The following is a 21807-nucleotide window of genomic DNA, read 5'->3' on the forward strand; positions in this document are numbered from 1 at the left end:
ATACCCCATTCGGGGGTCTTGCGTCACCTCGGGAATGGTGGGCGAGCCCCAGAGCATCGTTCGACGAAGTGGATATCGGCTCGTCGCAGACAATGCGGCAAGATCGAAGCGGCAAGATCGAAAATTGAGACCAGCGTCCGGTGGCGACGCGATCGGGCGCTGCTCCAGGAGGGCCGTCAGGCGTCGTCTTCCTCGGCCAGCGGATACGCCGCCTCGACCACGTAGGGACCGCCGCCGACCGAGTCCCGGGCCGAGTACAGGGCCACTCGCCCGGCGATGAATGACAGCCGCGGGAAGACCGGCTGCATCGCCAGGTATTGCGCCACCCCGTCCGGGCCGGCGCCGCGCTTGAGCCGCGCCAGCGTGACGTGGGGCGTGAAGCGCCGCGTATCGGGCGGGACGCCGAGCTGGCGCAGGATGCGCTCGTGCTCGGCCTGCAGCTCGCCGAGGTCGGGATCGGGCTCGACGCGGGCGAAGAGCGAATGCGGCTTCTCGCCGCCGAACACCGCCAGTTCGTCGAGGACGAGCGTCAGGGGAGGGCGGGGCCGGATCGCGGACAAGGCCTCGGTGATCTCGTCCGCGAGCCCGCCATCGACGTCGCCGATGAAGCGCAGGGTAACGTGGTAATCGGCAGGCTCGACCCAGCGGGCCCCGGGCAGGCCGCCCCGGAAGGCGCCGAGCAGGAGCCCGGTCTCGGGCGGGACCTCGATCCCGGTGAACAGCCGCGGCATGGGCTCACGCCCCCTTCCGCAGGCGCGCCAGGAAATCCTCGACGCTCGGCAGGATGCCGGAGACGATCCGGGCGACGCCGTCCTTGGTCGGGTGCAGGCCGTCCGCGAGGTTGAGGCCGCGGTCGCCCGCGATGCCGTCGAGGAAGAACGGGTAGAGGATCAGGCCGTATCGCGCGGCCAGCCGCGGATAGATCGCGTCGAAGCGCTTGCCGTAATCGGGCCCGAGATTCGGCGGTGCCCGCATGCCGGCGAGCATCACCGGGATGCCGCGAGCCTTCAGCCTGGCGATGATCGCGTCGAGGGCCTTCTCGGTGACCGCCGGATCGACGCCGCGCAGCATGTCGTTGGCGCCGAGCTCCAGGATCACCCCGTCGGTCCCGTCCGGCACCGACCAGTCGACCCGGTCGAGCCCTCCGGTCGCGGTGTCGCCGGACACACCCGCATTGGCGACCGTGACCGCGTGGCCGCGGGCCTTCAGCGCCGCTTCGAGCTGCATCGGGAAAGCGGCCGCCGCCGGCAGGCCGTAACCGGCCATCAGGCTGTCGCCCAGGGCGACGAGGTTCAGGGGCCGCGCCCTGGAGGCAGTGTCGGGGACCCTGGACGTGTCCTGCGCGCGGAGCGGCGTCACGAGCGTCATCAGCACCGAAACGATCAGAAATGCGAGCGCCGCGCGGCGGCCATCATGGCGAACCACCCTTGCACGGCCCATATCGGGCCGACGGGCCGTTTGTCCTGCGTAGGTCCGTCCCAACACGTCACCTCCGGCGGCGACCCTTGAGCGGTCGCCGCGCTACAGATCGGCTTTCCCTGCATGACCGACAAGGCCACCGGACCGGCGATCGCGCTCGACGGCGTCGATCTCAGCCTCGGCCGCGGCGCAGCCCGGGTCCATATCCTCAAGGGCATCTCGCTCGCCGTGGCTCCCGGCGAGGCGGTCGGCCTCGTCGGCCCCTCGGGCTCGGGCAAGTCGACCCTGCTGATGACCATGGCCGGGCTGGAGCGGCCGGATTCGGGGCGGGTGGTGATCGAGGGAACCGATCTCGCCGGGCTCGACGAGGACGCGCTGGCCCGCTTCCGCGGCCGGCGCATCGGCATCGTGTTCCAGTCCTTCCACCTCGTGCCGACCATGACGGCGTTGGAAAACGTCGCGCTGCCGCTCGAACTCGCCGATGCGCCCGATGCCCATGTCCGGGCGGCGCGGGAGCTGGAGGCGGTCGGCCTCGGCCATCGCCTGCACCATTACCCGGCCCAGCTTTCCGGCGGCGAGCAGCAGCGCGTGGCGATCGCCCGGGCGGTGGCGCCCGAGCCGGCGATCCTCGTCGCCGACGAGCCGACCGGCAACCTCGACGAGGCGACCGGCGCGCAGATCGTCGACCTGCTCTTTTCCCTCAAGCGCGACCGCGGCGCCACCCTGGTCCTCGTCACCCACGATCCCGGCCTCGCCCGCCTGTGCGACCGCACGGTGCGGCTGCGTTCGGGGTTGATCGACACATCCCTCGACGCTCGCCCCGACGCGCGTCTCGACGCTCGCGCGAGCGCCTGACCCCATGCACGGCACGTTCCCGAAGGTCCCCGGACAGCCGTCTCGCCTGCCGCTCACCTTGCGCCTCGCGATGCGCGAGCTGCGCGGGGGCCTGCGCGGATTCGCGGTGCTGCTCGCCTGCATCGCCATCGGCGTCGCCACCATCGCGGGCGTCGCATCGCTGTCGCGCTCGCTCTCCGACGGGCTTGCCCGCGAGGGGCGGCGGATCCTCGGCGGCGACATCACCTTCGGGCTGATCCATCGCGAGGCGAGCCCGCAGGAGAAGGCCTTCCTCGATGCGCGTGGCCGCGTCTCGGTCGTGGGCTTCACCCGCGCCATGGCCTCGGCCGGGGACAAGGGCGCAGCCCTCGTCGAGCTGAAGGCGGTCGGGCCCGATTACCCGGCGGTCGGCGCGCTGACGACCGAGCCTGCGATGCCGCCGGCCGAGATCTTTGCCCTCCGCGACGGGGCCTACGGCGCCGCCGCCGACACGGCGCTGCTGGCTCGCCTCGACCTCAAGCTCGGCGACCGGCTCACCGTCGGCGGGGCCCAGATCGTGCTGCGCACGGTGCTGACAGCCGAGCCGGACAAGATCGCCGGCGGCATCGGCTTCGGGCCCCGCCTGATGGTGTCGCTCGACGCGCTCCGGGCCTCGGGGCTCGTTCAGCCCGGCAGCCTCAACAAGTTCGTCTACCGGGTGACGCTGCCGGAGGGCGACGATGCCGCGGTCGAGACGGCCATGAGCGAGGCCAAGACGGCCCTGCCGGAGGCAGGCTGGGAGATCCGCTCGCGGCTCAACGCCGATCCGCGCTTCGCCCGCAGCATCGAGCGCTTCACCCAGTTCCTGACCCTGGTCGGCCTCACCGCGCTCCTCGTCGGCGGCGTCGGCGTCGCCAACGCGGTGCGGGCCTTCGTCGAGCGCAAGCGGGCCTCGATCGCGACCCTCAAGAGCCTCGGCGCCCCCGGCAGCCGGGTGGTCGGGATCTACCTGACGCAGGTCATGCTGATCGCCGGGATCGGCATCGCCGCCGGCGTCGTCGTCGGCGCGGTGCTGCCCTTCGCGCTCGACGCCGCCTTCGGATCCCTGCTGCCGCTGCCGCTCAACCCGACGCTGGCGCCGGGCGAGCTGGCGGTCGCCGCCCTCTACGGCGTGCTCACGGCGCTCGCCTTCGCGATCGGGCCGCTCGGCCGCGCCCACGACGTCGCGGTCTCGGGGCTGTTCCGCGACACCGTCGATCCGAACCGGCGCTGGCCGCGGCCGTTCTACCTGGCGATCCTGGCGCTCGCCCTCGCCGGCCTCGTCGGCCTCGCGCTCGCCACCGCCTACGACCGCGGGGTGGCGCTGATCTTCATCGCGGCGGCCGGCCTCGCCTTCGGGCTGCTGCGCCTCGTCGCTGCCGGGCTGATGGCGCTCGCCCGCCGCCTGCCGCGCCCGACCAGGGCCGCGCCGCGCCTGGCGCTTGCCAACCTCCATCGCCCGGGGGCGCTGACCCCCTCGATCGTGCTGTCGCTCGGGCTCGGGATCACCCTGCTGGTGACCTTGAGCCTGATCGACGCCAACATCACCCGGACGCTGACCCGTTCGCTGCCGGCCCGGGCGCCGAGCCTGTTCTTCCTCGACATCCCGAGCCGCGACTCGGAGGCGTTCGACCAGTTCCTCGGGCGCGCCGCGCCCCGGGGCAAGATCGAGCGGGTGCCGATGATGCGGGGGCGGATCACCGCGCTGAACGGCGTGCCGGCCGGCCAGATCAAGGCCGGCGAGGACGCCGCCTGGGTGCTCGACGGCGACCGCGGCATCACCTACGCGGAAGACCTGCCGGACGGCTCGCGGATCACCGCCGGGCAATGGTGGAAGGGCGAGGAGGCCGGGAAGCCGCTCGTCTCCTTCGACGACCAGCTCGCCCGCAGCCTCAAGCTCAAGGTCGGCGACACGGTCACCGTCAACGTGCTCGGGCGCAGCCTGACCGTCACGATCGCCAACCTGCGCCACGTCGAGTGGCGCAACCTCGGCATCAACTTCGTGATGGTGTTCTCGCCGGGCACCTTCCGGGGGGCGCCGCACAGCGACCTCGCGACCCTGACCCTGCCGGAGGGGCCGGACGCCGCCCTCGAGGCCCGCATCCTGCGCGACGCGGCCAGGGAATTTCCCTCGGTGAGCAGCGTGCGGGTGAAGGACGCCCTCGACGCGGTCAACGACCTCGTCGGCAAGCTCGTGTTCGCGATCCGCGGCGCCAGCGCGGTGGCGATCGCCACCAGCCTCTTCGTGCTGGCCGGCGCGCTCGCCGCCGGCCACCGGGCCCGGCTCTACGACGCGGTGGTGCTCAAGACCCTCGGCGCCACGAGGGCGCGCCTGCTCTCCGCCTACGCGATGGAGTACGGGGCGCTGGGGATCGCCACGGCGCTTTTCGGCCTCGCCGCCGGGACGCTGGCCGGGTGGGTGATCCTCACCAGGGTCATGCACCTCGATTTCGCCCTCGACCTCTCGGGGGCCGTGCTGGCGGCTTTCCTGGCCGTCGTGGTGGCGATTCTGCTCGGGCTCGCCGGCACTTGGCGCATTTTAAGCCAGATGCCGGCCCAGTACCTACGTAATCTGTAGGGTTGTTAATCCTCCGTATGGCCTGCGGCGGATTGACCTTGGGTTTTTCAGTGATCCGACGCGGGTCGGATTCGCTCACGCCCTTGTGCGCGCCCGCCGCACCCCACATATTCCCGTCAAGGCGGACGGGCCCGCGAGGGCGAGGCCGCCGATCCGACGCGCAAGCGTCCGAGGGTCGCGTGAGAACCTCGCACCAGGATCCACGCTAGAGTGAGCTTCCGAAGGAATCTCCCATGGCATTCGAGAACAGCCCGTTCCGGCAGGGCAACGCGAGCGGCTACGGGGGCCCCACGGGCTACGCCCCGAGCCAGGTCCAGGTCGACCAAGGCCTGCGCGCGTTCATGCTCGGCGTCTACAACAACATGATCGTCGGCCTCGGTATCTCGGGGTTGGTGGCGGTCGGCATCAACAAGCTCGCGGTGGCGACGTCGCAGGCGGATGCGGTGGCGCGGATCGGCTCGATCCCGCTGACCAGCTTCGGCCGCACGCTCTACGCCACGCCGCTGATGTGGGTGATCGCGCTCGCGCCGCTCGCCTTCATCTTCCTGTTCTCGTTCCGGATGGACCGGATGTCGGCCTCGTCGGCCCGCACCACCTTCTTCGCCTTCGCGGCGGTGATGGGTGCGTCGCTCTCGACGCTGCTGCTCCGCTACACCGGCGCGAGCGTGGTCCAGGTCTTCTTCATCACCGCGGCCGCCTTCGGCGGCTTGAGCCTCTACGGCTACACGACGACCCGCAGCCTCTCAGGCATCGGCTCGTTCCTGGTGATGGGCCTGATCGGTCTCGTCATCGCCAGCCTGGTCAACATCTTCCTGGCCTCTTCCGCGCTCCAGTTCGCGATCTCGGTCATCGGCGTGCTGATCTTCGCCGGCCTGACTGCGTACGACACGCAGAAGCTCAAGGAAATGTACCTCTACGGCAATTTCGACGGTGAGACCGCCGCGAAGGTGTCGGTGGTCGGCGCTCTGACGCTCTACCTCGACTTCATCAACATGTTCCAGTTCCTGCTCTCGCTGATGGGCAACCGGAACAACTAAGGCAAGCGAGGCCGGGGCGGGCGACCGCCCCTGACACGCGATACGGAAGCCCCGGCCGTCCAGGCCGGGGCTTTTTTTTGGGCGGCGACCGGAGCCGATTGACGGCACGGATTGTCTGACTTAGGTCAGCGACATGCCGATCGACGCCGTTTCCCGCATCCGCCGCTTCAACCGGGCCGTGACCGCCGAGGTCGGGGCCCTCGACACCTCGTTCCTCGGCCGCGGCCGGCCGCTCGGCGCCGCCCGGGTGCTCAACGCCATCGGGCATGGGCGCGGCGAGGTCGGTGCGCTTCGCGACTATCTCGGGCTCGATTCCGGCTTGATGAGCCGGCTCCTGCGCGGCCTCGAGGAGGAAGGGCTGGTGGTCACGCTGCCTCATCCGGGAGACGCCCGCCGCCGCGTCGCCGCCCTGACCGAAGCCGGCCGCAGGGAATTCGCCGCCTACGAGGCGCTGTCGAACGCCCAGGCCTCGTCCCTGGTGGAACGCTTCCCGCGCGCCGAGGAACTTCTGCGCGCCATGGACCTCGTCGCCACCGCGCTCGGCCGTGAGCGGATCGCCGTCGAGGAATGCGACCCGCGCTCCGAGGCGGCCGTCCATTGCCTCACCGAATACTACGCCGAACTCGGTCGGCGCCTCGCGACCGGGTTCGACGTCGCGCTCTCCCGCGACCCCGAGGCCGCCGACATGATGCGGCCGCGCGGCGCCTTCCTGGTCGCGCTGTCGGACGGGAGGCCGATCGGGTGCGTCGGGCTGAAGGGCAAGGGCGGCGAGAGGGCGGAGATCAAGCGCCTCTGGGTCTGCCCCTCCGCCCGCGGCCTCGGACTCGCCCGGCGGCTGATGAAGGCGGCGGAGGACGCGGCGCGGAATCTCGCGATCACGACCCTGCGGCTCGATTCGAACAGCGCGCTCACCGAAGCGCTGCAGCTCTACCGTCGGACGGGGTGGGTGGAGATCGACCGGTTCAACGACGATCCGTATCCGGATTTCTTCTTCGAGAAGCGCCTGTGACGACCCCGATCCAGGGCGTCCTCCGGTGCCGCCGCCCTTCGCGTCATCGACGGAGGTTCACCCTCGCGCCCCCCGCAGGATCAGCCGGCTCCCCCGCACCTCGTACGAGGCCAGCCGCTCCAGAAAGCTCATCCCGAGCAGGTTGACGCTCAAGGCCCCGGGCCGCGTCACCAGGGCGGCCACCCGGGTCTCGCTGATCGCGCCGACCGCCACCGTGTCGAGGACCACCGGCGCCGCAGCCGTGCGGCCGTTGGCGGTCTGGACCTGGACCCGGTAGGCGGCGGCGCCCGGGCGGATGCCGAGTGCGGCGGCGGTCTCGGCGGTGAGCACCACCGCGCTGGCGCCGGTATCGAAGATGAAGGCCTCGGCGCGGCCGTTGACCGTCGCCTGCACGGTGAAGCCGCCATCGACCCGGCGCGCGATCACCACCTCCTTGCCGGGCCCGGAGACCGGCTGGCCGGGGCTCATCTCGGCCAGCGTCCGGAACGCCATGTCCCGCGCCTGGTCGCGATGGGTGTAGAGCACGGCACCCCCGGCGCCGACGAGGCCCCAGGCCAGCAGCGCGACCAGCCCCTCGCCGATGCCCGCCCGGAACCGGTGGCCGACGCCGTTCAGCACCATCAGGGCGGCTCCGCCCGCACCTGCGAGAGCGGCCGCCTCGTCCGGCCGCAGGCCCGCGACCTCGCGCCCGCCGAGATGCGCCAGGGCGGCGGCGCAGGCGAGGAGCAGGAACCCGATGCCGACGGCGCCCGGCACCGGTCAGGCGACCGCCGCGGCCGGATCGGGCGCCGGTCCGGCCCCGGCGTCGAGGGCGGCGAGGCGCGCCGGCAGGGTTGCCATGATCCGCAGCCGCTCGGCCTCGGACAGGGAGCCCCAGGCGGCGATCTCGGCGCCGGTGCGGCCGCAGCCCTCGCACAGGCCGGTGACGGGATCGAGGATGCAGAGGCGGATGCAAGGGCTGGAGGCGGGCATCAGGCGGGAATCGCGATCACGAGGGCGAGGAGGGCGGCGATCTCGGCCATCTGCTGGCTCGCCCCGATCACGTCGCCGGTCTGGCCGCCGACGAGGCGCGCGGCCATCCGGGTCAGGGTCCAGGCGGCCAGAAAGGCGAGGAGGCCGGCAAGGCAGAGGCCGAGCCAGGGCAGGCCGAGGAGAAGCGCGCCGGCCAGCAGGACGAGGCAGAGCGCCCAGGCGGTGGCGTGGGTTCCGCCCGTCGGCCGGCCGACCGCGTGGGCGGCGCCGTCCGGGCGGGCGGGGGGCAGCCGGCAGAGCGGCCACAGGGCGGCGGTGCGCGACAGGGATGCGGCCGCCAGGAACGCCACGGCGACGCGCCAGCCGATCCGGTCGGCCAAAGTCGCCAGGGCACCGATGCGGAGCGCATAGGACAGGACCAGCGCGGCGGCCCCGTAGGCGCCGATCCGGCTGTCGCGCATGATCTCGAGGCGCCGGGCAACCGTCAGGCCGCCTCCGAACCCGTCCGCCACGTCGGCGAGGCCGTCCTCGTGCAGCGCCCCGGTGACCAGGGTGGCGAAGGCGAGCGCCAGGGTCGCGGCAAGGAACGGCCCGAGCCCGAGCGCCAGGGATGCGGCCAGCGCGACGGCGCCGGGCAGGCCGATCACCAGGCCGGCGAGCGGCAGCATCCTGGGCACGGTGCGGAAGTCGGGCGCGGCGTGACGGTCGGTCTCGCCCGGCAGGGCCGGGACCGGCAGGCGGCTGTAGAAGCGCAGGCAGGCGGCGAGGTCGGCGAGGGGCGGCCACGGGGCGGACGGGGGCGGAGGCGGCACGACATCGTCGTCGGCCCGATCGTCCGCCCGGCCGGACCCGGCGTTCATCTCGGTCGCCATCACACAACTCATCCCGACGCCATCGACCCGCGGGCGGGTTCGCCCTGCGGATTCGCTCCTCGGCGCCATTTTGCTGTATCTGCACGCCGCACGAAAGCCCGCCGCCCGGGTTGCCCCCGCAGGACACCGCTCGCCATGGCCGACATTCCCGCAAACGACACTCCGCCGACTGCCGGCATCCCGACCGACGCGACGCCGTTCGACGACATCCGCCGCCTGATCGCCACCATGCCGGGGCCGGACGAGGCCGCCGCCGCCGAGGTCTCGGCCCGCGACTCGCTGCTGACCAAGCCCGCCGGCAGCCTCGGGCGGCTCGAATTCCTCGCCGCCTGGATGGCCGCCTGGCAGGGCAAGGCGCCGCCGAGCCTCGACCGGCCGCTGGTCTGCGTCTTCGCCGGCAGCCACGGCGTGGCGGAGCGGGGCGTCTCGGCCTATCCGTCGGCGGTCAACCGCCAGATGCTCGACAACTTCGCCGCCGGGGGGGCGGCGATCAACCAGATCTGCGCCGCCTACGGCCTCGGCTTCAAGGTGTTCGACCTCGCCCTCGACATGCCGACCGGGGACATCACCACCGAGCCGGCGATGACCCAGAAGGCCTGCGTCGCCACCATGGCGTTCGGCATGGAGGCGGTGGCGGCGGGCACCGACGGTCTCGCCGTCGGCGAGATGGGCATCGGCAACACCACGGTGGCGGCGGCGATCTACGCCGCTCTCTACGGCGGCGAGCCGGCCCGGTGGGTCGGCCGCGGCACCGGCATCGACGAGGCGGGCTTTCGCCGCAAGGTCGCGGCGGTGGAGGCGGCGCTCGCCTGTCACCAGGGCCACCTCGACGATCCGCTCGCGGTGATGGCCCGTCTCGGCGGCCGCGAGATCGCCGCGATGGCGGGCGCCATCCTGGCGGCCCGGCTGCAGCGGGTGCCGGTGGTGATCGACGGCTACGTCTCGACCGCCGCGGCGGCCCTGCTCCACGCCATCGATCCCCGCGCCCTCGACCACTGCCTCGCCGGCCACGTCTCGGCCGAGGGCGACCATTCGGCGGTGCTGGAGCGCCTCGGCCTGCGCCCGCTCCTCGATCTGGGGCTTCGCCTGGGCGAGGGCAGCGGCGCGGCCCTGGCGCTCGGGGTCGTCAAGGCGGCGGTGGCCTGCCACCGCGAGATGGCGACCTTCGACCAGGCAGGGGTGTCGGGGCCGGTCGCCTGAGCGTCAGGCCGGCCGCGCCATCGCCTTGCGCACCCGCCCGACCAGCGCCCACAGCCGCGGATCGCGCTTGATCCGCCGCTTCAGGCGCCCGCCGGCCTCCGCGGCGAGGCCGAAGGCCCGGCCGCGCAGGCTCACCGGCAGCACGGTGTCGACGAGGCCGATGGACTGGTCGCAGACGCTGGCCTTGTAGCGCGCCTCGCCGACGCCGAGATCGAGGGCGGTACGGCCGCGTAAGGACTGGTCGCGGATCAGCGACTGGAGCAGCAGGTCGCCGGGGCTGAACCGGGCGAGCGCCGGATCGGGATCGAACGAGGTCAGCATGCCGCTGAACCGGCGCGCATCGACGGCGCCGACGAAGGTCGCGAGGACGCGCCCGCCCTCCGTGCGCAGGGCGTGCAATTCCAGGGCACCGGCCCGGTGCGCGTCGGCGAGGAAGCGTCGCGCCCCGGGGTCGGCGAAGGGATCGGCGATCCCGAGTTGGGCGAAGCGCTCCGCCTTCTGGGCGAGGTAGGCGGCGAGGATCGCCTCGCCCCCGGCCGCATCCGCCGCGACGTGATGCTCCACCGGGCCATGGGCGGCGACCAGCCACTTCTCCTTCTGGCGCAGCTTGCGCCGGGCATCGCCGCTGAGGACGCGCTTGAGCACCGCGTCCGGATCGGCCTCGAGCGCCAGGCCGTAGCCGTCGCTCGGCGAGGCCGGGCCCCGCGCCAGGGGGTTCACCACCCCGTTCCAGAGGCGCGGCTGGTCGACGAGGTGGATCACGTCGATGCCCGCGCGGCGCCCGGCCTGGGCGAGGGCCTCCCGGTAGGCCGCCTCAGGCAGGGCGGCGGCCTCGGGACCGGCGAAGACCGGCATGTGGTAGTTCGCGTGCTTGCCACCGATCACCCGGGCGACCCGGATGCCGGCCTCGCGCGTCACCGCCAGCGGCAGCAGCGCCCGGGGCCGCCCGTCGGCGTCGCGCAGCAGCACCGGGCAGGGGCGGGCGCCTCCGGGCAGGGCGGTCGCGAAGGCGCTCACCCAGTCGAAGCGCTGGTAGGGCGTCATCAGGACGCCGGGCATCGCCTCGAGGGCGCGCCAGGGACCTTCCGCCGCCGCGAGAGTCGAGAAGATCTCCGCGATCAGCCCGACGGCCGGCATCGCCTCGGCCGCCGCGCCGTCCGCCGCGAGTTGCACCGTCCCGCCCATCGCCTCAACCCTCGCATGGTCCTCCGAAGGGCTACCGGGCAAGCGTGCAGAATCCGCAAACGACGTAACGAAGCTTTGGCGGACCCGGGTGAGGATGCGGTCATGCTCTCCGCCGCCGCCCGCCATCGCCTGTTCCACGCCGGCTTCGCCGCCATCACGGCTACGGGGGCCGACCGCTGGCTGGCGCCGGCCGCTCGCGGCCGCGGCGTGATCCTGACGTTCCACCACGTCCACCCGGACGAGCCGCCGCCGGGCGCCTATGCGCCGAACCGGCTGCTCGCGATCACCCCGACCTTCCTCGACCGCACGCTGATCACCCTGCGGGCGCGCGGCTTCGCGATCGTGCCGCTGTCCGAGCTGCCGCGGCGCCTGGGTGAGGACGGCCCGCCCTTCGCGGTGCTGACCTTCGACGACGGCTACCGCGACAACCTCGAACACGCGGCCCCGGTCCTGCGCCGCCACGGCGCGCCCTGGACCCTGTTCGTCACCCACGATTTCGCCGCCGGGACCGGCCGGCTGTGGTGGATCGAGCTCGAACGCGCGATCGGCGCCCTCGACCGGGTGCGGCTGCCTGAGGTCGGGCTCGACCTTGCCGCCGGCGATGCGGGCCGGAAATCCTCCGCCTTCGCCGAGGCCTACCGTGCCCTGCGGGCCGGGCCGGAGGAGCGGTTGCGCGCCGCAACCCTGCGGCTCTGCGCCGAGGCGGGAGTCGCGGCGGAGCGGATCGCCGGCGAGTTGTGCCTGTCGGGGCCCGAGCTGCGCGATCTCGCCCGCGACGAGGCGGTGACGCTCGCCGCCCACACCCTGTCGCATCCGATGCTCGCCAAGCACGACGACGCGACCGCCCGGCGGGAGATCGTCGAGGGGCGGGCCCGGCTCGCCGCCTTGCTCGGCCGGGTGCCGGAGCATTTCTCCTACCCGGTCGGCGATCCGGGCTCGGCCGGGGTGCGGGACTTCGCGCTCGCTCGCGAGGCCGGCTATCGCACCGCCGTGACGACGCGGCCCGGCCACCTGTTCTCCGGGCACGCCGCGCACCTGCATGCCCTGCCGCGGGTCTCGGTCAACGGCTGCTTCCAGAGCGATGCGGCCCTGAGCGCCCTGCTTTCGGGCGTGCCGTTCCTGGCCTGGAACCGTGGCCGACGCCTCAATGTCGGGTGAGGCTCACCGGTGCCGCCGGCGGCGGTAGTGCCGGCCCTCGCCGCCGCCGCTGATGACCGCGAAGGTCGCGCTCTGGCGCCCGCCGCGCAGGCGCCGGGTCCAGCCGCGGCGGCCGCGCGGAGCCGCCGGCTCGGCGGCCTCACCCAGGGACGGAGGCTCGGGCAGGCGCGGGATCGCGGTCGTGGCCGCCGGGACTGCGGCGGCCGCGAGGCTCTTCGCGGCGGGGCCGAACAGCGACAGGCACTGGTTGTAGGCCAGGTCGCCCTTGATGCGCTCGCAATCGCCGACGGAGCGCGGGGCACCCTGGGCCAGGGCGGCGCCGGTGAGGGAGCCGAGGAGGAAGAAGAGCGCGAGCGCGTGGCGCATGGGCCTGGGGCTGCCTTGCGGGGTTCGAGAGGACTGTACGGGACGAGGGCGCGCGCCGGACGGCCGCATCCCGGTCTCTGGCAGCGGTTTTGGGCGAAAAGCCGGCGTGAACCGGACGGTTCACACCGTCAGGCCGGATCGCGGTCGGGCCGTTCCATCCAGCGGATCAGCGGCATCAGCGGGAAGATCCAGGCGATGCCGAGGATCGCGTAGAGCACCGACTGCACCACCGCCGGCGTCTCGGCGATGCGGCTGTCCGCAAGCGCCATGGCGAGGGGCGCGTAGACGATCACGAAGGCAATCATGGCGATCGCCCCGAGGAAGGAACGGGTCCGGCGACGCATCGAGGCAACCTGTGGCGGTGGCGGCGTTGCGATACCGCCTACGCGAGGCGCCATCCCGCCGCAATCAGGCTGGCCGACGCAGGGGGGGGAAGATCTCGATTGGTCGATTGTGTCGAAGAGAGCTCGGGGGCCTTCCCTATCCTGCCCTCGCCCTCATCCTGGAAGTGCTGCTGCACGCAGCCCCCAGGATGAGGTGAGAGAATGGCATGACCGGCATTATCGGGCCGACCCCGCCCGCGACAGCGGCGCCCCCGCATCGTTGCCGGCGCGCGCCGCCGCCAGCAGCGCCTCGCTCCGCGCGCGCCAGTCCGCGATCGCCCGCGCCTTGACCGGGCCGAAGCCGCGGATCGCCTCCGGCGCGGCGAGGAGGTCGCGCAAGGTCGCGGGGTCGGCGCGGCCGACGAGGGCGAGCGCGGCGTCGATCTGCGCCTCGTAGGCACCCAGCACCGCCCGTTCCTCCCGCCGCTCGGCGATCAGTCGCAGGGGATCGAGGCGGCGGCCGCGCAGGCCCTTCAGGGCGGCGATCCCGCGCAGGACCGGCAGCATCCAAGGCCCGAACGCGATCTTGCGCGGCTCGGATTCACCGGGCCGGGTCCGGGCGAGGAAGGGCGGGGCGAGGTGGAAGGTCGGGCGCAGCGGGCCGCCGGGGCCCGGGCCCTCGAACTCCGCGGCGAGGCGGGCGTGGAAGGCGGAATCGGACTGGAGGCGCGCCACCTCGTACTCGTCCTTGACCGCCATCAGCTTGAACAGCGAGCGGGCGACGGCCTCGGCCAGCGCATCGCCGCCCCGCTCCCGCACGGCCGCCACCCGGGCGCGGTAGCGCGCCGCGTAAGCTCCGTCCTGGTAGGCAGCCAGGTACTCCGCCCGGCGGGCGGTCACCGCGTCGAGATCCTCGGCCGGCGGCGCCTCCGGCGCGACCTGCGCCTCGACGAAGGCCGGGTCGGCGGCGAGCAGCCGGCCCCAGGCGAGGGCCAGGCGGTTGCCCGCGACCGCGACGCCGTTCAGCGCCACCGCCTGGTCGAGGGCGGCGCGCGAGACCGGAACCAGGCCGCATTGCCAGGCGAAGCCGAGGAGCAGCACGTTGGCGGCTTGGGCGTCGCCGATCAGCCGCGCGGCCATCGCCTGGGCGTCGAGGCTGCGCAAGGCCCCGGCGCGGACCCGGCGGGCGAGCAGGCTCTCGAGCATGCGGGTGTCGATGCGGGCATTCGGGTCGCGCAAGGTGGCGCCGGTCGGGATCTCGTGGGTGTTGGCGACGATGCGGGTGCGGGCGGGGTCGATCACCGCGGCGGCGTCGGGGCTGGCCGCCACCACGAGGTCGCAGGCCAGCACCGCATCGGCCCGGCCGCGATCGATCCGCACCTGATGGAGGGCACCGGGCTCCGCGGCCAGCCGCACGAAGGAGAGCACTGGCCCGCCCTTCTGGGCGAAGCCCATGAAGTCGAGCACGCTGGCGCCGCGCCCCTCGAGATGCGCCGCCATGGTGATGAGCGCGCCCACCGTCACCACCCCGGTGCCGCCGACGCCGGCGACCAGGATCTCGTAGGGCGCGGGCCCGAGCGCGGTGTCGGGCTCCGCGAGCGCGGCGGCGCGGGACGCGACGGCCTCGGGCGCGACGGCGACGCCCGGCCGGCGCCGCGGCGTCGCGCCCTCCAGGGTGACGAAGGACGGGCAGAAGCCCTTGAGGCAGGAGAGGTCGCTGTTGCAGCCGGTCTGGTCGATGGCGCGCTTGCGGCCGAACTCGGTCTCGACCGGGACGACCGAGAGGCAGTTCGACTTCGCCTGGCAATCGCCGCAGCCCTCGCAGACCAGCGGGTTGATGACTGCGCGACGCGGGGCGGGGGCGGTCAGGCCGCGCTTGCGCCGCCGGCGCGCCTCGGTGGCGCAGGTCTGGTCGTAGACGAGAACCGTGACGCCCTTCGTCTCGCGCAATTCGCGTTGCACGGCGTCGAGGTCGTCGCGGTGATGCACGGTGACGCCGGGGCCGAGGGGATCGCGGGTGGCGGCCTGCGCCACCCGGTCGGGATCGTCGGACACCACCACCACCCGGCGCGCGCCTTCGGCGGCCATCAGGCGGGTGATCTGCGGCACGGTGAGCACCCCGTCGACCGGCTGACCGCCGGTCATCGCCACGGCGTCGTTGTAGAGGATCTTGTAGGTGATGTTGGTCCCGCTCGCGACCGCCTGCCGGATCGCCGCGTGGCCGGAATGGAAATAGGTCCCGTCGCCGAGATTCTGGAAGACGTGGGTCTGGCGGGTGAATGGCGCCTGGCCGGTCCAGTCCACGCCCTCGGCGCCCATCGGCACGATGCCGGTGGTGTCGCGCTCCATCCAGTTCGCCATGAAGTGGCAGCCGATGCCGGCCCGCGCCTGCGAGCCCTCCGGAACCCGGGTCGAGGTGTTGTGCGGGCAGCCGGAGCAGAAATACGGCGTGCGGACCGGCAGCGGCCGGGAGGCGGGAGCCGGGGCGGCCTGAACGGGCTCCGGCTCTCGCACCGCGAGGCCGAGGCCGCGCAAGGTGTCGGCCAGGAGGCCGATGAGGCGTGAGGGACGCAGCTCCTCGACCTCCGGGACGAGGGGGGCTCCCGCCGCGTCGCGCTTGCCGAGGATGCGCGGGCGCCGGTCGGCGGGGAGGTCGTAGAGCCCGTCGCGGAGCTGGCGCTCGACCAGCGCCGCCTTCTCCTCGATCACCAGCACGGTTTCGACCCCCGCCGCGACGGCGGCGATCCCTGCGGTGTCGAGGGGATGGACGAGGCCGACCTTCAGGACCGCGACGCCGGCAGCCCCGAGCGCGTCCGGGTCCTGGCCGAGGAGGCGGAACGCCTCCATCGCGTCGCCATGGGCCTTGCCGACGGTGACGACGAGCAGCCGGGGTCTCTCGGGCGCCACGACCAGCCGGTCGAGGGGGTTGGCGCGGGCGAAGGCGCGGATCGCGTCGAGCTTCCCGAGGGCCCGGGCCTCGATGGCGAGGCTCGGCAGGTCGGGCCAGCGGATGTGAAGGCCGCCCGGCGGGGGGGTGAAATCGGGGGGAGCGAAGCGCGGCAGCGGCGCGAGCTCGATCGAGGCGGCGCCCTCGACCACCTCGGAGATCGCCTTGAAGCCGACCCAGGCGCCGGAGAAGCGCGATGCGGCGAAGCCCCACAGGCCGAACGCCTCGTACTCGGCGATTCCCGCGGGATGGATCACCGGCATGTGCCAGGCGGCGAGCGCGAGGTCGCTCTGGTGCGACATCGACGAGGAGACGCAGCCATGGTCGTCGCCGGCGACGACCAGAACGCCGCCCTTCGGCGACGACCCGTAGGCGTTGCCGTGCTTGAGCGCGTCGCCCGAGCGGTCGACCCCCGGGCCCTTGCCGTACCACAGCCCGAACACGCCCTCGACGGTGGCGGCCGGATCGAGCGCCACCCGCTGGCTGCCGAGCAAGGCTGCCGCCGCCAGGTCCTCGTTGATGCCGGGCTGGAAGCGGATGCCGGCCGCGGCGAGGCGGTCCTTGGCGCGCCACAATTCCTGGTCGACGGCGCCCAGCGGCGAGCCGCGATAGCCCGAGACGAGGCCGGCGGTGTCGAGCCCGTCGCGCCGGTCGATCGCGGCCTGGGCCAGGACGAGCCGCACCAGCGCCTGCGTGCCGGTCATGTAGGCCCGGCCGGCGGAGCGAGCGAAGCGGTCGTCGAGGCGGTAGGCACGGTCGAGCGTGGGCATCGGCGGGGGTCTCCTCTGCCGCCAGGCTATGCCTCCCTGGGAGGTAAAACCTGCCTGTCTACTTCCTCGAACGCCGTGGTGAAGGTATGAACGGGGGCGAAATCACCGAAAATGGGAAACGCTCATGCCCGAACGCGCAGACGCGCCCGACCGCTTCGAGCGGGCGATCCTCGACGCGCTGCAGGACGATGCACGGCTCTCGGTGCAGGACCTCGCCCAGCGGATCGGGCTCTCGACCTCGCCGACCTGGCGGCGCCTGAAGGCACTGGAGGAGCGGGGGATCATCCGCGGCTACGTCGCGCTCGTCGACGCGGCGGCGCTCGGCCACGGCCAATGCGTCTTCGCCCACGTGACGCTGGCCAAGCACGACCGCGAGGGCGTCGCCGAGTTCGAGCGGGTGATCGGCGGCCGCGACGAGGTGCTCGAATGCTTCTCGACCACCGGTCAGGCCGATTACCTGCTGCGGGTCGTGGTGCGGGACGCCCAGCACTACGAGCGCTTCCTGCAGGAAGCGGTGTTCTCCTGCCCGGCGGTGCAGCAGATCCACTCGAACTTCGCCCTGCGCGAGGTGAAGTTCAGCGTGAAGGTGCCGACGGGCGCGTGAGCATAAAAAAAGAGCCCGGCCGTGAGGCCGGGCTCCGCTCCGTCGCGGGGACGGAGTGTGACGACTAGAAGCCGTTGAACTTGTAGTTCAGGCCGGCGCGGACGACCGCGAACTCGGTCTCGCGACGGTACAGGTTGGCCGGGCCGACCGACACCACGCCCGGCGAGAACACCGAGTACTGCGTGCCGTTGGTGGTCTGCGCGAACACGCCGTTGTTGCGGTTGCCCTGATCCAGGTTCACGTACAGGCCTTCGACCTTGAGGGTCACGGCCGACGAACGGAAGAAGTTCAGGAACGAGTCGGTGGGCAGAGCGTACTCGACGCCGCCGCCGACGACCCAGCCGGTCTGGAACTCGTCGCGCGAGCTGTTGGTCAGGCCGAAGTCGCGACCGCCGCCCGAGCCGTAGGCGAAACCGCCGGTGGCGTAGACGAGGGTGCGGTCCCAGGCGTAGCCGAGACGGCCGCGCACGGTGCCGAAGTAGTCCAGGCCCGAGATGCCGTTCGGGTTGAACACCAGGGTGCCGGGGACGATGCCGCCGCCCGGAGCGGTGGCGAAGGCGTAGCGGTTGCGGTCACGGCCGAAGTCGACGTACTGGGCGTCGGCCTCGATGCCGACGACCACGCCCGAGCCCGGGGTGAACTGGTAGTTGTAGCCGATCTGGCCGCCGCCGACGAAGCCGTCGCCGCTGTTGCGGTTGCCGAAGGCGAGCACGCCGGTGGTCGGAGCGCCGGCGGCGTTCACGAACACGGTGCTGCCGAGGTTGGCGCCGGCCGGCACGCCGACGACGGTCGGGGCGCGGGTGTCAGCGGTGTTGAAGCCGTAGCCAGCGTTGAAACCGGCGTAGAAGCCCGTCCAGGTGAAGACCGGCACCGGCGTGAAGACCGGCGGCGGGGCGACGCGGCGCGGCAGGTCGGCGGCGAAAGCCGAACCGGCGACGACGATGCCAGCGAGGGCGGTAGCGCTCTTGAGAAGCGACTTCATGGAACTGGTCCTTCCTACTATGCCGCGGCGACGGCGCCCGTTTGCGGGTCGGCGGTCATCCGAAGCAGTGTCCCCGACATACCCCGGTAGCCCCGGGAAAGCTGTGTCCTCGCGACAACGCTGGTGAGTTTCACCGCGGCCTTAATGGCTGTTCATCGCGAGCCTTCCCTCGGCTCCTTGACCCCTTTAACGCGCGCGAACGGCCAAGGTTCACGTGCCCACACATTTTTTTGCTACGCTTGCCGGGCCAATCCTAACGAATGACGAACGGCGCCCTGTCGGGGTGATTCGGAAGCTGCGTCGCCGCCCGTCAGAGAGCGTCGGGCGTGAGCGCGATCGCCGAGACGAGCCGGCCGTAATCGGGCTCGGCGCGGTGGGTGGTGCGGCGGTAGCTGAAGAAGCGGTCCGGGTCGGAATAGGTGCACAGGCCGACATTCGCCACCTCGCCGATACCGGCGCGGCCGAGCCGCGCGACGATGTAGGCCGGCAGGTCGAACAGGCTGTGGGCGTCGCGCGTCGGGCTCTCGGACGAGCCGCTTGTCGCGAAGAAGCGGGCATTCTCGGCGTCGGCAGCCTCGAAGCGCTCGCGGAATTCCGGGCCGACCTCGTAAGCCGTGGCCCCGATCGTCGGACCGAGCACCGCGACGGTCGCGGCGCGCGCCGCGCCCAGGGCCTCCATGGCGGCGAGCGTCGCCTCGATCACGCCGGTGAGCGCGCCCTTCCAGCCGGCATGGGCCGCGCCGACCACCCGGTTCTCCGGATCGGCGAACAGGATCGGCCCGCAATCGGCGGTCAGGATGCCGAGCGCCAGGCCGGGAACCCGGGTCACCATCGCGTCGGCGCGGGGCCGCTCGGCGAAGGGCGCCTCGACCACCACCACCTCGGGCGAGTGGATCTGGTAGAGACTGACCAGGTTCTCCGGCGCCACGCCGAGCTCGGCCGTCATGCGGCGGCGATTCTCGTGCACATGGGCGGGATCGTCGCCGGAGCCGAGGCCGCCGTTGAGGGAGGCGTAGAGACCCTGCGACACGCCGCCCTCACGGGTGAAGAAGGCGTGGCGGAGGCCGGCATGGGAGCTGAGTTCGGGCGCTTCGATGAACATCGCGGCATCGTCCTGGCGGGAGGCGTCCCGCAGGATCGCCGGGGAATCGTATCGGAACCGGTTATCACAGCGCAGCGCCTTCGAACGGACCCGTTCGAAGGCGCTGGCCGAGTCCGAGGGGGCGCCGGCGCCGATGCGCCGAACCCGCCGAGAGATCAAAGACCCGGCAGGGCCGGCTGGCCGGGGCCGGCGACGCCCATCACCTTGAACAGGTTGCCCATGCCGCGCGGCGAGCGGTCGATCAGGCGGTCGGCCCCGGCCTTCACGGCGGCGGCCTGGACGGGATTCGCCCGTGCGGCGAGACGCTCGGCCCGTTGGGCAAGGCCGAGCGCCAGCAGGAAGTCGGCTTGCGTCACCGGCCCGTGCACCACGGCGCCGGCCGCCGCCGCGGCGCGGGCCAGGGCGGCGAAATCGACCTGGGCGGTGAGGTCGGTCTCCCCCGGGGCTGCGAGCGGATCGGCGAAACGGTGATGGGCCACCGCCTGGAGCGTGTCGGCGGTGCCGCCGTAGAGATCGCCGTAATCGATGGCGACGAGCGCGCCGCCCTCGCGGGCGAGCCGCTGGCCGAGCCGGCGGGTAAGGTCGAGGCCGACCGCCGGCAGGGTCAGGATCGCGCCCGGCACGGCTTGCGGGGTGGCTTCTGCCGCCGCGATCTCCGGAGTCGCGTCCGGGCTCAGGCCGAAGGCGAGGGCATCGCCGTCGAGGCCGACCCGCCGCTCGCACCAGCCGCGCTCGGTGCGCTGGTACTGGCGCACCGGCAGGGCGTCGAAGAACTCGTTGGCGATGAGGATCGCCGGGCCGCCCGGCAGGGTATCGATGGCGTCGTGCCAGGTCGGCGCGACGGTCGCGAGGGTACGCGCTTGCGCGGCGCGCAAGGTCGGGCTGGTCTCGACGAGGTGGAGGTCGGCCGCCTCCAGGCAGTCGGGGGCGGCGGCCCGCAGGGCGCGCACCGCATCCGCCATCAGGGTGCCGCGGCCGGGGCCGAGCTCGACCAGCCGGAACGGGGCCGGGCGCCCGAGCCCGTGCCAAACCTCGGCCGTCCACAGGCCGAGAAGCTCGCCGAAGATCTGGCTGATCTCCGGCGCGGTGGTGAAGTCGCCGGCTGCGCCGAGCGGATCGCGGGTGCGGTAATAGCCGTGGACCGGGTGCCCGAGGCAGAGCGCCATGTAGCGTTCGATGGTGATCGGGCCGTCGACGGCGATCAGGCGGCGCAATTCGCCGAGGAGCGGCGTCTCGCTCACGCGGACTTCGCTTCCTGCGACTCGGTCTCGTCCGCCTCGCCCTCGTCGATCCGCGCCCGCGGGCGGGTGTCGCCGCGCAACGCCCGCAGGATGAAGACGGCGCCGACCAGCAGCATCGGCACGCAGAGCAGCATCCCCATGGTGATGCCGCCGCCGAGCGCGCCGACATGGGTCCCGAACAGGAAGCCGAGCTGCGGGTCGGGCTCGCGGAAGAACTCGCAGGCGGTGCGGGCGATGGCATAGCCGACGACGAAGATCCCGCCGAGCAGCCCGGGGCGGCGGAAGCCGAAGCGCCGCACCGCGATCGCCATCAGGATGAACAGCACCAGCCCCTCGGCGAAGGCCTCGTAGAGCTGGCTCGGATGGCGCGGCAGCGGCCCGCCATTCGGGAACACGATGGCGTAAGCGAAATCCGGCGCCGGCCGCCCCCATAATTCGCCGTTCACGAAATTGGCCAGCCGCCCGAAGAACAGCCCGATCGGCACCACCACGGCCGCGAGGTCGAGCATCGCGTACCCGTTGAGGCCGCGGCGGCGGGCGAACAGCACCAGCGCCAGCACCGCCCCGAGGAAGCCGCCATGGAACGACATGCCACCACGCCAGATCGCCAGGATCTCGGCCGGATGGGCGAGATAGGCGGCGAGGTTGTAGAACAGCACGTAGCCGATGCGGCCGCCGAGCACGACGCCGAGCGCCACCCAGACGATCAGGTCGTCGATGTCCAGCGGCGTGGGCCGCCGCACCGCGCCCCACAGGGCCGGCGCCGAGACGAGGCGCTTGGCATAGTACCAGCCGCCCACCAGGCCCACGATGTAGGCGAGGGCGTACCACTTGATCTGCAGCGGCCCGATCGCGACCGCGACGGGGTCGATGGCGGGGAAGGGCAGGGCGAGGAGCGGAGGCATCGGGCGATGAGGTGAACCGGTGGCGGGGCGGCGTCAAGGCGGGTGTCATGCCGCGCAAGCGTGTTGAGTGTGGGGCGTTGATGTCGCGGGTGGCGGCGCGTCACGCGCCGTCCCGGAAGCGATCGAGCGCGTGATCCCCCCTCCAGGCGATGCCGGCACGCCCGGTATCGCTGCAAGGTGCGGGCGAAGGGCGATTCGAAGATCGCGCAGGGCTGAACGCCTCAGCGTGACGCGGTGAGCGCCGTGCCGGCGGCTCGACGCCTGGTGCCGGCCTCGGAACCGCAG

Annotated in this window: 20 protein-coding genes; 7 read left to right on the plus strand and 13 right to left on the minus strand. The window is 72.7% G+C overall.

Annotated elements, in window-relative coordinates; translation table 11 throughout:
• Positions 1–176: 176 nt before the first annotated feature.
• Positions 177–731: an RNA 2',3'-cyclic phosphodiesterase gene (gene thpR / locus G4G93_RS18300; RefSeq protein ID WP_165086132.1), complete on the minus strand. Its 555-nt coding sequence runs from the start codon at positions 729–731 to the stop codon at positions 177–179.
• A gap of 4 nt (positions 732–735) precedes the next feature.
• Positions 736–1368 (minus strand): arylesterase, encoded by a 633-nt coding sequence (locus G4G93_RS18305; protein ID WP_246736875.1) that lies wholly within the window; start codon positions 1366–1368, stop codon positions 736–738.
• A gap of 174 nt (positions 1369–1542) precedes the next feature.
• On the opposite strand from G4G93_RS18305, the gene G4G93_RS18310 reads away from it, so the two are divergent.
• The 4 genes from G4G93_RS18310 (at position 1543) to G4G93_RS18325 (ending at position 6895) form a co-directional block, all read left to right on the plus strand.
• Entirely contained in the window at positions 1543–2274 is a 732-nt protein-coding gene (locus tag G4G93_RS18310; protein WP_165086134.1) for an ABC transporter ATP-binding protein, read from the plus strand.
• A 4-nt stretch (positions 2275–2278) separates the two neighbouring features.
• Positions 2279–4849 (plus strand): ABC transporter permease, encoded by a 2571-nt coding sequence (locus G4G93_RS18315; RefSeq protein WP_165086135.1) that lies wholly within the window; start codon positions 2279–2281, stop codon positions 4847–4849.
• Positions 4850–5082: 233 nt separating this feature from the next.
• The gene (locus tag G4G93_RS18320; protein ID WP_165086137.1) at positions 5083–5886 is read left to right on the plus strand and encodes a Bax inhibitor-1/YccA family protein; all 804 of its coding nucleotides are present in this window, start codon (positions 5083–5085) and stop codon (positions 5884–5886) included.
• Between the two features lie 133 nt (positions 5887–6019).
• The gene (locus G4G93_RS18325; RefSeq protein WP_165086139.1) at positions 6020–6895 is read left to right on the plus strand and encodes a helix-turn-helix domain-containing GNAT family N-acetyltransferase; all 876 of its coding nucleotides are present in this window, start codon (positions 6020–6022) and stop codon (positions 6893–6895) included.
• Positions 6896–6952: 57 nt separating this feature from the next.
• Here the strand turns inward: G4G93_RS18325 and G4G93_RS18330 are convergent, their stop codons facing one another.
• From G4G93_RS18330 to cobS, 3 genes are read right to left on the minus strand one after another with little or no spacing between them, the layout of a single operon-like run.
• Positions 6953–7651, minus strand: coding sequence for a TIGR02281 family clan AA aspartic protease (locus tag G4G93_RS18330; RefSeq protein WP_165086141.1), 699 nt, complete (start codon positions 7649–7651; stop codon positions 6953–6955).
• A gap of 3 nt (positions 7652–7654) precedes the next feature.
• Positions 7655–7867 (minus strand): DUF1289 domain-containing protein, encoded by a 213-nt coding sequence (locus tag G4G93_RS18335; RefSeq protein ID WP_165086142.1) that lies wholly within the window; start codon positions 7865–7867, stop codon positions 7655–7657.
• Positions 7867–8727: an adenosylcobinamide-GDP ribazoletransferase gene (gene cobS / locus G4G93_RS18340; RefSeq protein WP_165086348.1), complete on the minus strand. Its 861-nt coding sequence runs from the start codon at positions 8725–8727 to the stop codon at positions 7867–7869. The genes G4G93_RS18335 and cobS overlap by 1 nt, the downstream gene beginning before the upstream one ends.
• Positions 8728–8874: 147 nt before the next feature.
• On the opposite strand from cobS, the gene cobT reads away from it, so the two are divergent.
• Positions 8875–9939 carry a nicotinate-nucleotide--dimethylbenzimidazole phosphoribosyltransferase gene (gene cobT, locus G4G93_RS18345; protein ID WP_165086144.1) on the plus strand — a complete coding sequence of 355 codons (1065 nt, stop codon included), beginning with the start codon at positions 8875–8877 and terminating at the stop codon, positions 9937–9939.
• Between the two features lie 3 nt (positions 9940–9942).
• Here cobT and G4G93_RS18350 read toward each other — a convergent pair whose 3' ends face one another.
• Positions 9943–11124, minus strand: a complete 1182-nt coding sequence (locus G4G93_RS18350) for a GNAT family N-acetyltransferase (protein ID WP_165086146.1) — start codon at positions 11122–11124, stop codon at positions 9943–9945.
• Between the two features lie 102 nt (positions 11125–11226).
• Between G4G93_RS18350 and G4G93_RS18355 the strand changes: the two genes are divergently transcribed.
• Positions 11227–12282 carry a polysaccharide deacetylase family protein gene (locus G4G93_RS18355; protein WP_165086148.1) on the plus strand — a complete coding sequence of 352 codons (1056 nt, stop codon included), beginning with the start codon at positions 11227–11229 and terminating at the stop codon, positions 12280–12282.
• A 3-nt stretch (positions 12283–12285) separates the two neighbouring features.
• Here the strand turns inward: G4G93_RS18355 and G4G93_RS18360 are convergent, their stop codons facing one another.
• The 3 genes from G4G93_RS18360 to G4G93_RS18370 all read right to left on the minus strand — a co-directional run bounded on the left by G4G93_RS18360 (position 12286) and on the right by G4G93_RS18370 (position 16688).
• Complete coding sequence (locus tag G4G93_RS18360; RefSeq protein ID WP_165086150.1) at positions 12286–12648, minus strand: hypothetical protein; 363 nt, start codon at positions 12646–12648, stop codon at positions 12286–12288.
• A gap of 128 nt (positions 12649–12776) precedes the next feature.
• Complete coding sequence (locus tag G4G93_RS18365; RefSeq protein WP_165086151.1) at positions 12777–12992, minus strand: DUF2842 domain-containing protein; 216 nt, start codon at positions 12990–12992, stop codon at positions 12777–12779.
• Between the two features lie 216 nt (positions 12993–13208).
• Complete coding sequence (locus G4G93_RS18370; RefSeq protein ID WP_165086153.1) at positions 13209–16688, minus strand: indolepyruvate ferredoxin oxidoreductase family protein; 3480 nt, start codon at positions 16686–16688, stop codon at positions 13209–13211.
• 124 nt (positions 16689–16812) lie between these two features.
• Between G4G93_RS18370 and G4G93_RS18375 the strand changes: the two genes are divergently transcribed.
• A complete protein-coding gene (locus G4G93_RS18375) occupies positions 16813–17292 on the plus strand; it encodes an Lrp/AsnC family transcriptional regulator (RefSeq protein WP_165086155.1) in 480 nt (159 codons plus the stop codon).
• 64 nt (positions 17293–17356) lie between these two features.
• Here the strand turns inward: G4G93_RS18375 and G4G93_RS18380 are convergent, their stop codons facing one another.
• The 4 genes from G4G93_RS18380 to lgt form a co-directional block, all read right to left on the minus strand.
• On the minus strand, positions 17357–18274 hold the full coding sequence (locus G4G93_RS18380; RefSeq protein WP_165086157.1) for an outer membrane protein: 918 nt from the start codon (positions 18272–18274) through the stop codon (positions 17357–17359).
• Between the two features lie 310 nt (positions 18275–18584).
• Entirely contained in the window at positions 18585–19376 is a 792-nt protein-coding gene (gene pgeF / locus G4G93_RS18385) for a peptidoglycan editing factor PgeF (RefSeq protein ID WP_165086159.1), read from the minus strand.
• Between the two features lie 155 nt (positions 19377–19531).
• A complete protein-coding gene (locus G4G93_RS18390) occupies positions 19532–20617 on the minus strand; it encodes an SAM-dependent methyltransferase (protein WP_165086160.1) in 1086 nt (361 codons plus the stop codon).
• Positions 20614–21522, minus strand: coding sequence for a prolipoprotein diacylglyceryl transferase (gene lgt, locus G4G93_RS18395; RefSeq protein WP_165086162.1), 909 nt, complete (start codon positions 21520–21522; stop codon positions 20614–20616). The genes G4G93_RS18390 and lgt overlap by 4 nt, the downstream gene beginning before the upstream one ends.
• Between the last annotated feature and the right edge of the window lie 285 nt (positions 21523–21807).

It is taken from the genome of Methylobacterium sp. DB0501, assembly GCF_011043735.1.
In the GTDB taxonomy this organism is placed as follows: domain Bacteria; phylum Pseudomonadota; class Alphaproteobacteria; order Rhizobiales; family Beijerinckiaceae; genus Methylobacterium; species Methylobacterium alsaeris.

Coding starts and splice junctions, on each gene's coding strand:
- G4G93_RS18325 (WP_165086139.1), top strand. CDS start 6,020: ATGCCGATCGACGCCGTTTCCCGCATCCGCCGCTTCAACCGGGCCGTG.
- G4G93_RS18360 (WP_165086150.1), bottom strand. CDS start 12,648: ATGCGCCACGCGCTCGCGCTCTTCTTCCTCCTCGGCTCCCTCACCGGC.
- G4G93_RS18315 (WP_165086135.1), top strand. CDS start 2,279: ATGCACGGCACGTTCCCGAAGGTCCCCGGACAGCCGTCTCGCCTGCCG.
- G4G93_RS18305 (WP_246736875.1), bottom strand. CDS start 1,368: ATGACGCTCGTGACGCCGCTCCGCGCGCAGGACACGTCCAGGGTCCCC.
- cobT (WP_165086144.1), top strand. CDS start 8,875: ATGGCCGACATTCCCGCAAACGACACTCCGCCGACTGCCGGCATCCCG.
- G4G93_RS18365 (WP_165086151.1), bottom strand. CDS start 12,992: ATGCGTCGCCGGACCCGTTCCTTCCTCGGGGCGATCGCCATGATTGCC.
- G4G93_RS18335 (WP_165086142.1), bottom strand. CDS start 7,867: ATGCCCGCCTCCAGCCCTTGCATCCGCCTCTGCATCCTCGATCCCGTC.
- G4G93_RS18310 (WP_165086134.1), top strand. CDS start 1,543: ATGACCGACAAGGCCACCGGACCGGCGATCGCGCTCGACGGCGTCGAT.
- thpR (WP_165086132.1), bottom strand. CDS start 731: ATGCCGCGGCTGTTCACCGGGATCGAGGTCCCGCCCGAGACCGGGCTC.
- G4G93_RS18355 (WP_165086148.1), top strand. CDS start 11,227: ATGCTCTCCGCCGCCGCCCGCCATCGCCTGTTCCACGCCGGCTTCGCC.
- G4G93_RS18380 (WP_165086157.1), bottom strand. CDS start 18,274: ATGAAGTCGCTTCTCAAGAGCGCTACCGCCCTCGCTGGCATCGTCGTC.
- lgt (WP_165086162.1), bottom strand. CDS start 21,522: ATGCCTCCGCTCCTCGCCCTGCCCTTCCCCGCCATCGACCCCGTCGCG.
- pgeF (WP_165086159.1), bottom strand. CDS start 19,376: ATGTTCATCGAAGCGCCCGAACTCAGCTCCCATGCCGGCCTCCGCCAC.
- cobS (WP_165086348.1), bottom strand. CDS start 8,727: ATGAACGCCGGGTCCGGCCGGGCGGACGATCGGGCCGACGACGATGTC.
- G4G93_RS18370 (WP_165086153.1), bottom strand. CDS start 16,688: ATGCCCACGCTCGACCGTGCCTACCGCCTCGACGACCGCTTCGCTCGC.
- G4G93_RS18350 (WP_165086146.1), bottom strand. CDS start 11,124: ATGGGCGGGACGGTGCAACTCGCGGCGGACGGCGCGGCGGCCGAGGCG.
- G4G93_RS18320 (WP_165086137.1), top strand. CDS start 5,083: ATGGCATTCGAGAACAGCCCGTTCCGGCAGGGCAACGCGAGCGGCTAC.
- G4G93_RS18375 (WP_165086155.1), top strand. CDS start 16,813: ATGCCCGAACGCGCAGACGCGCCCGACCGCTTCGAGCGGGCGATCCTC.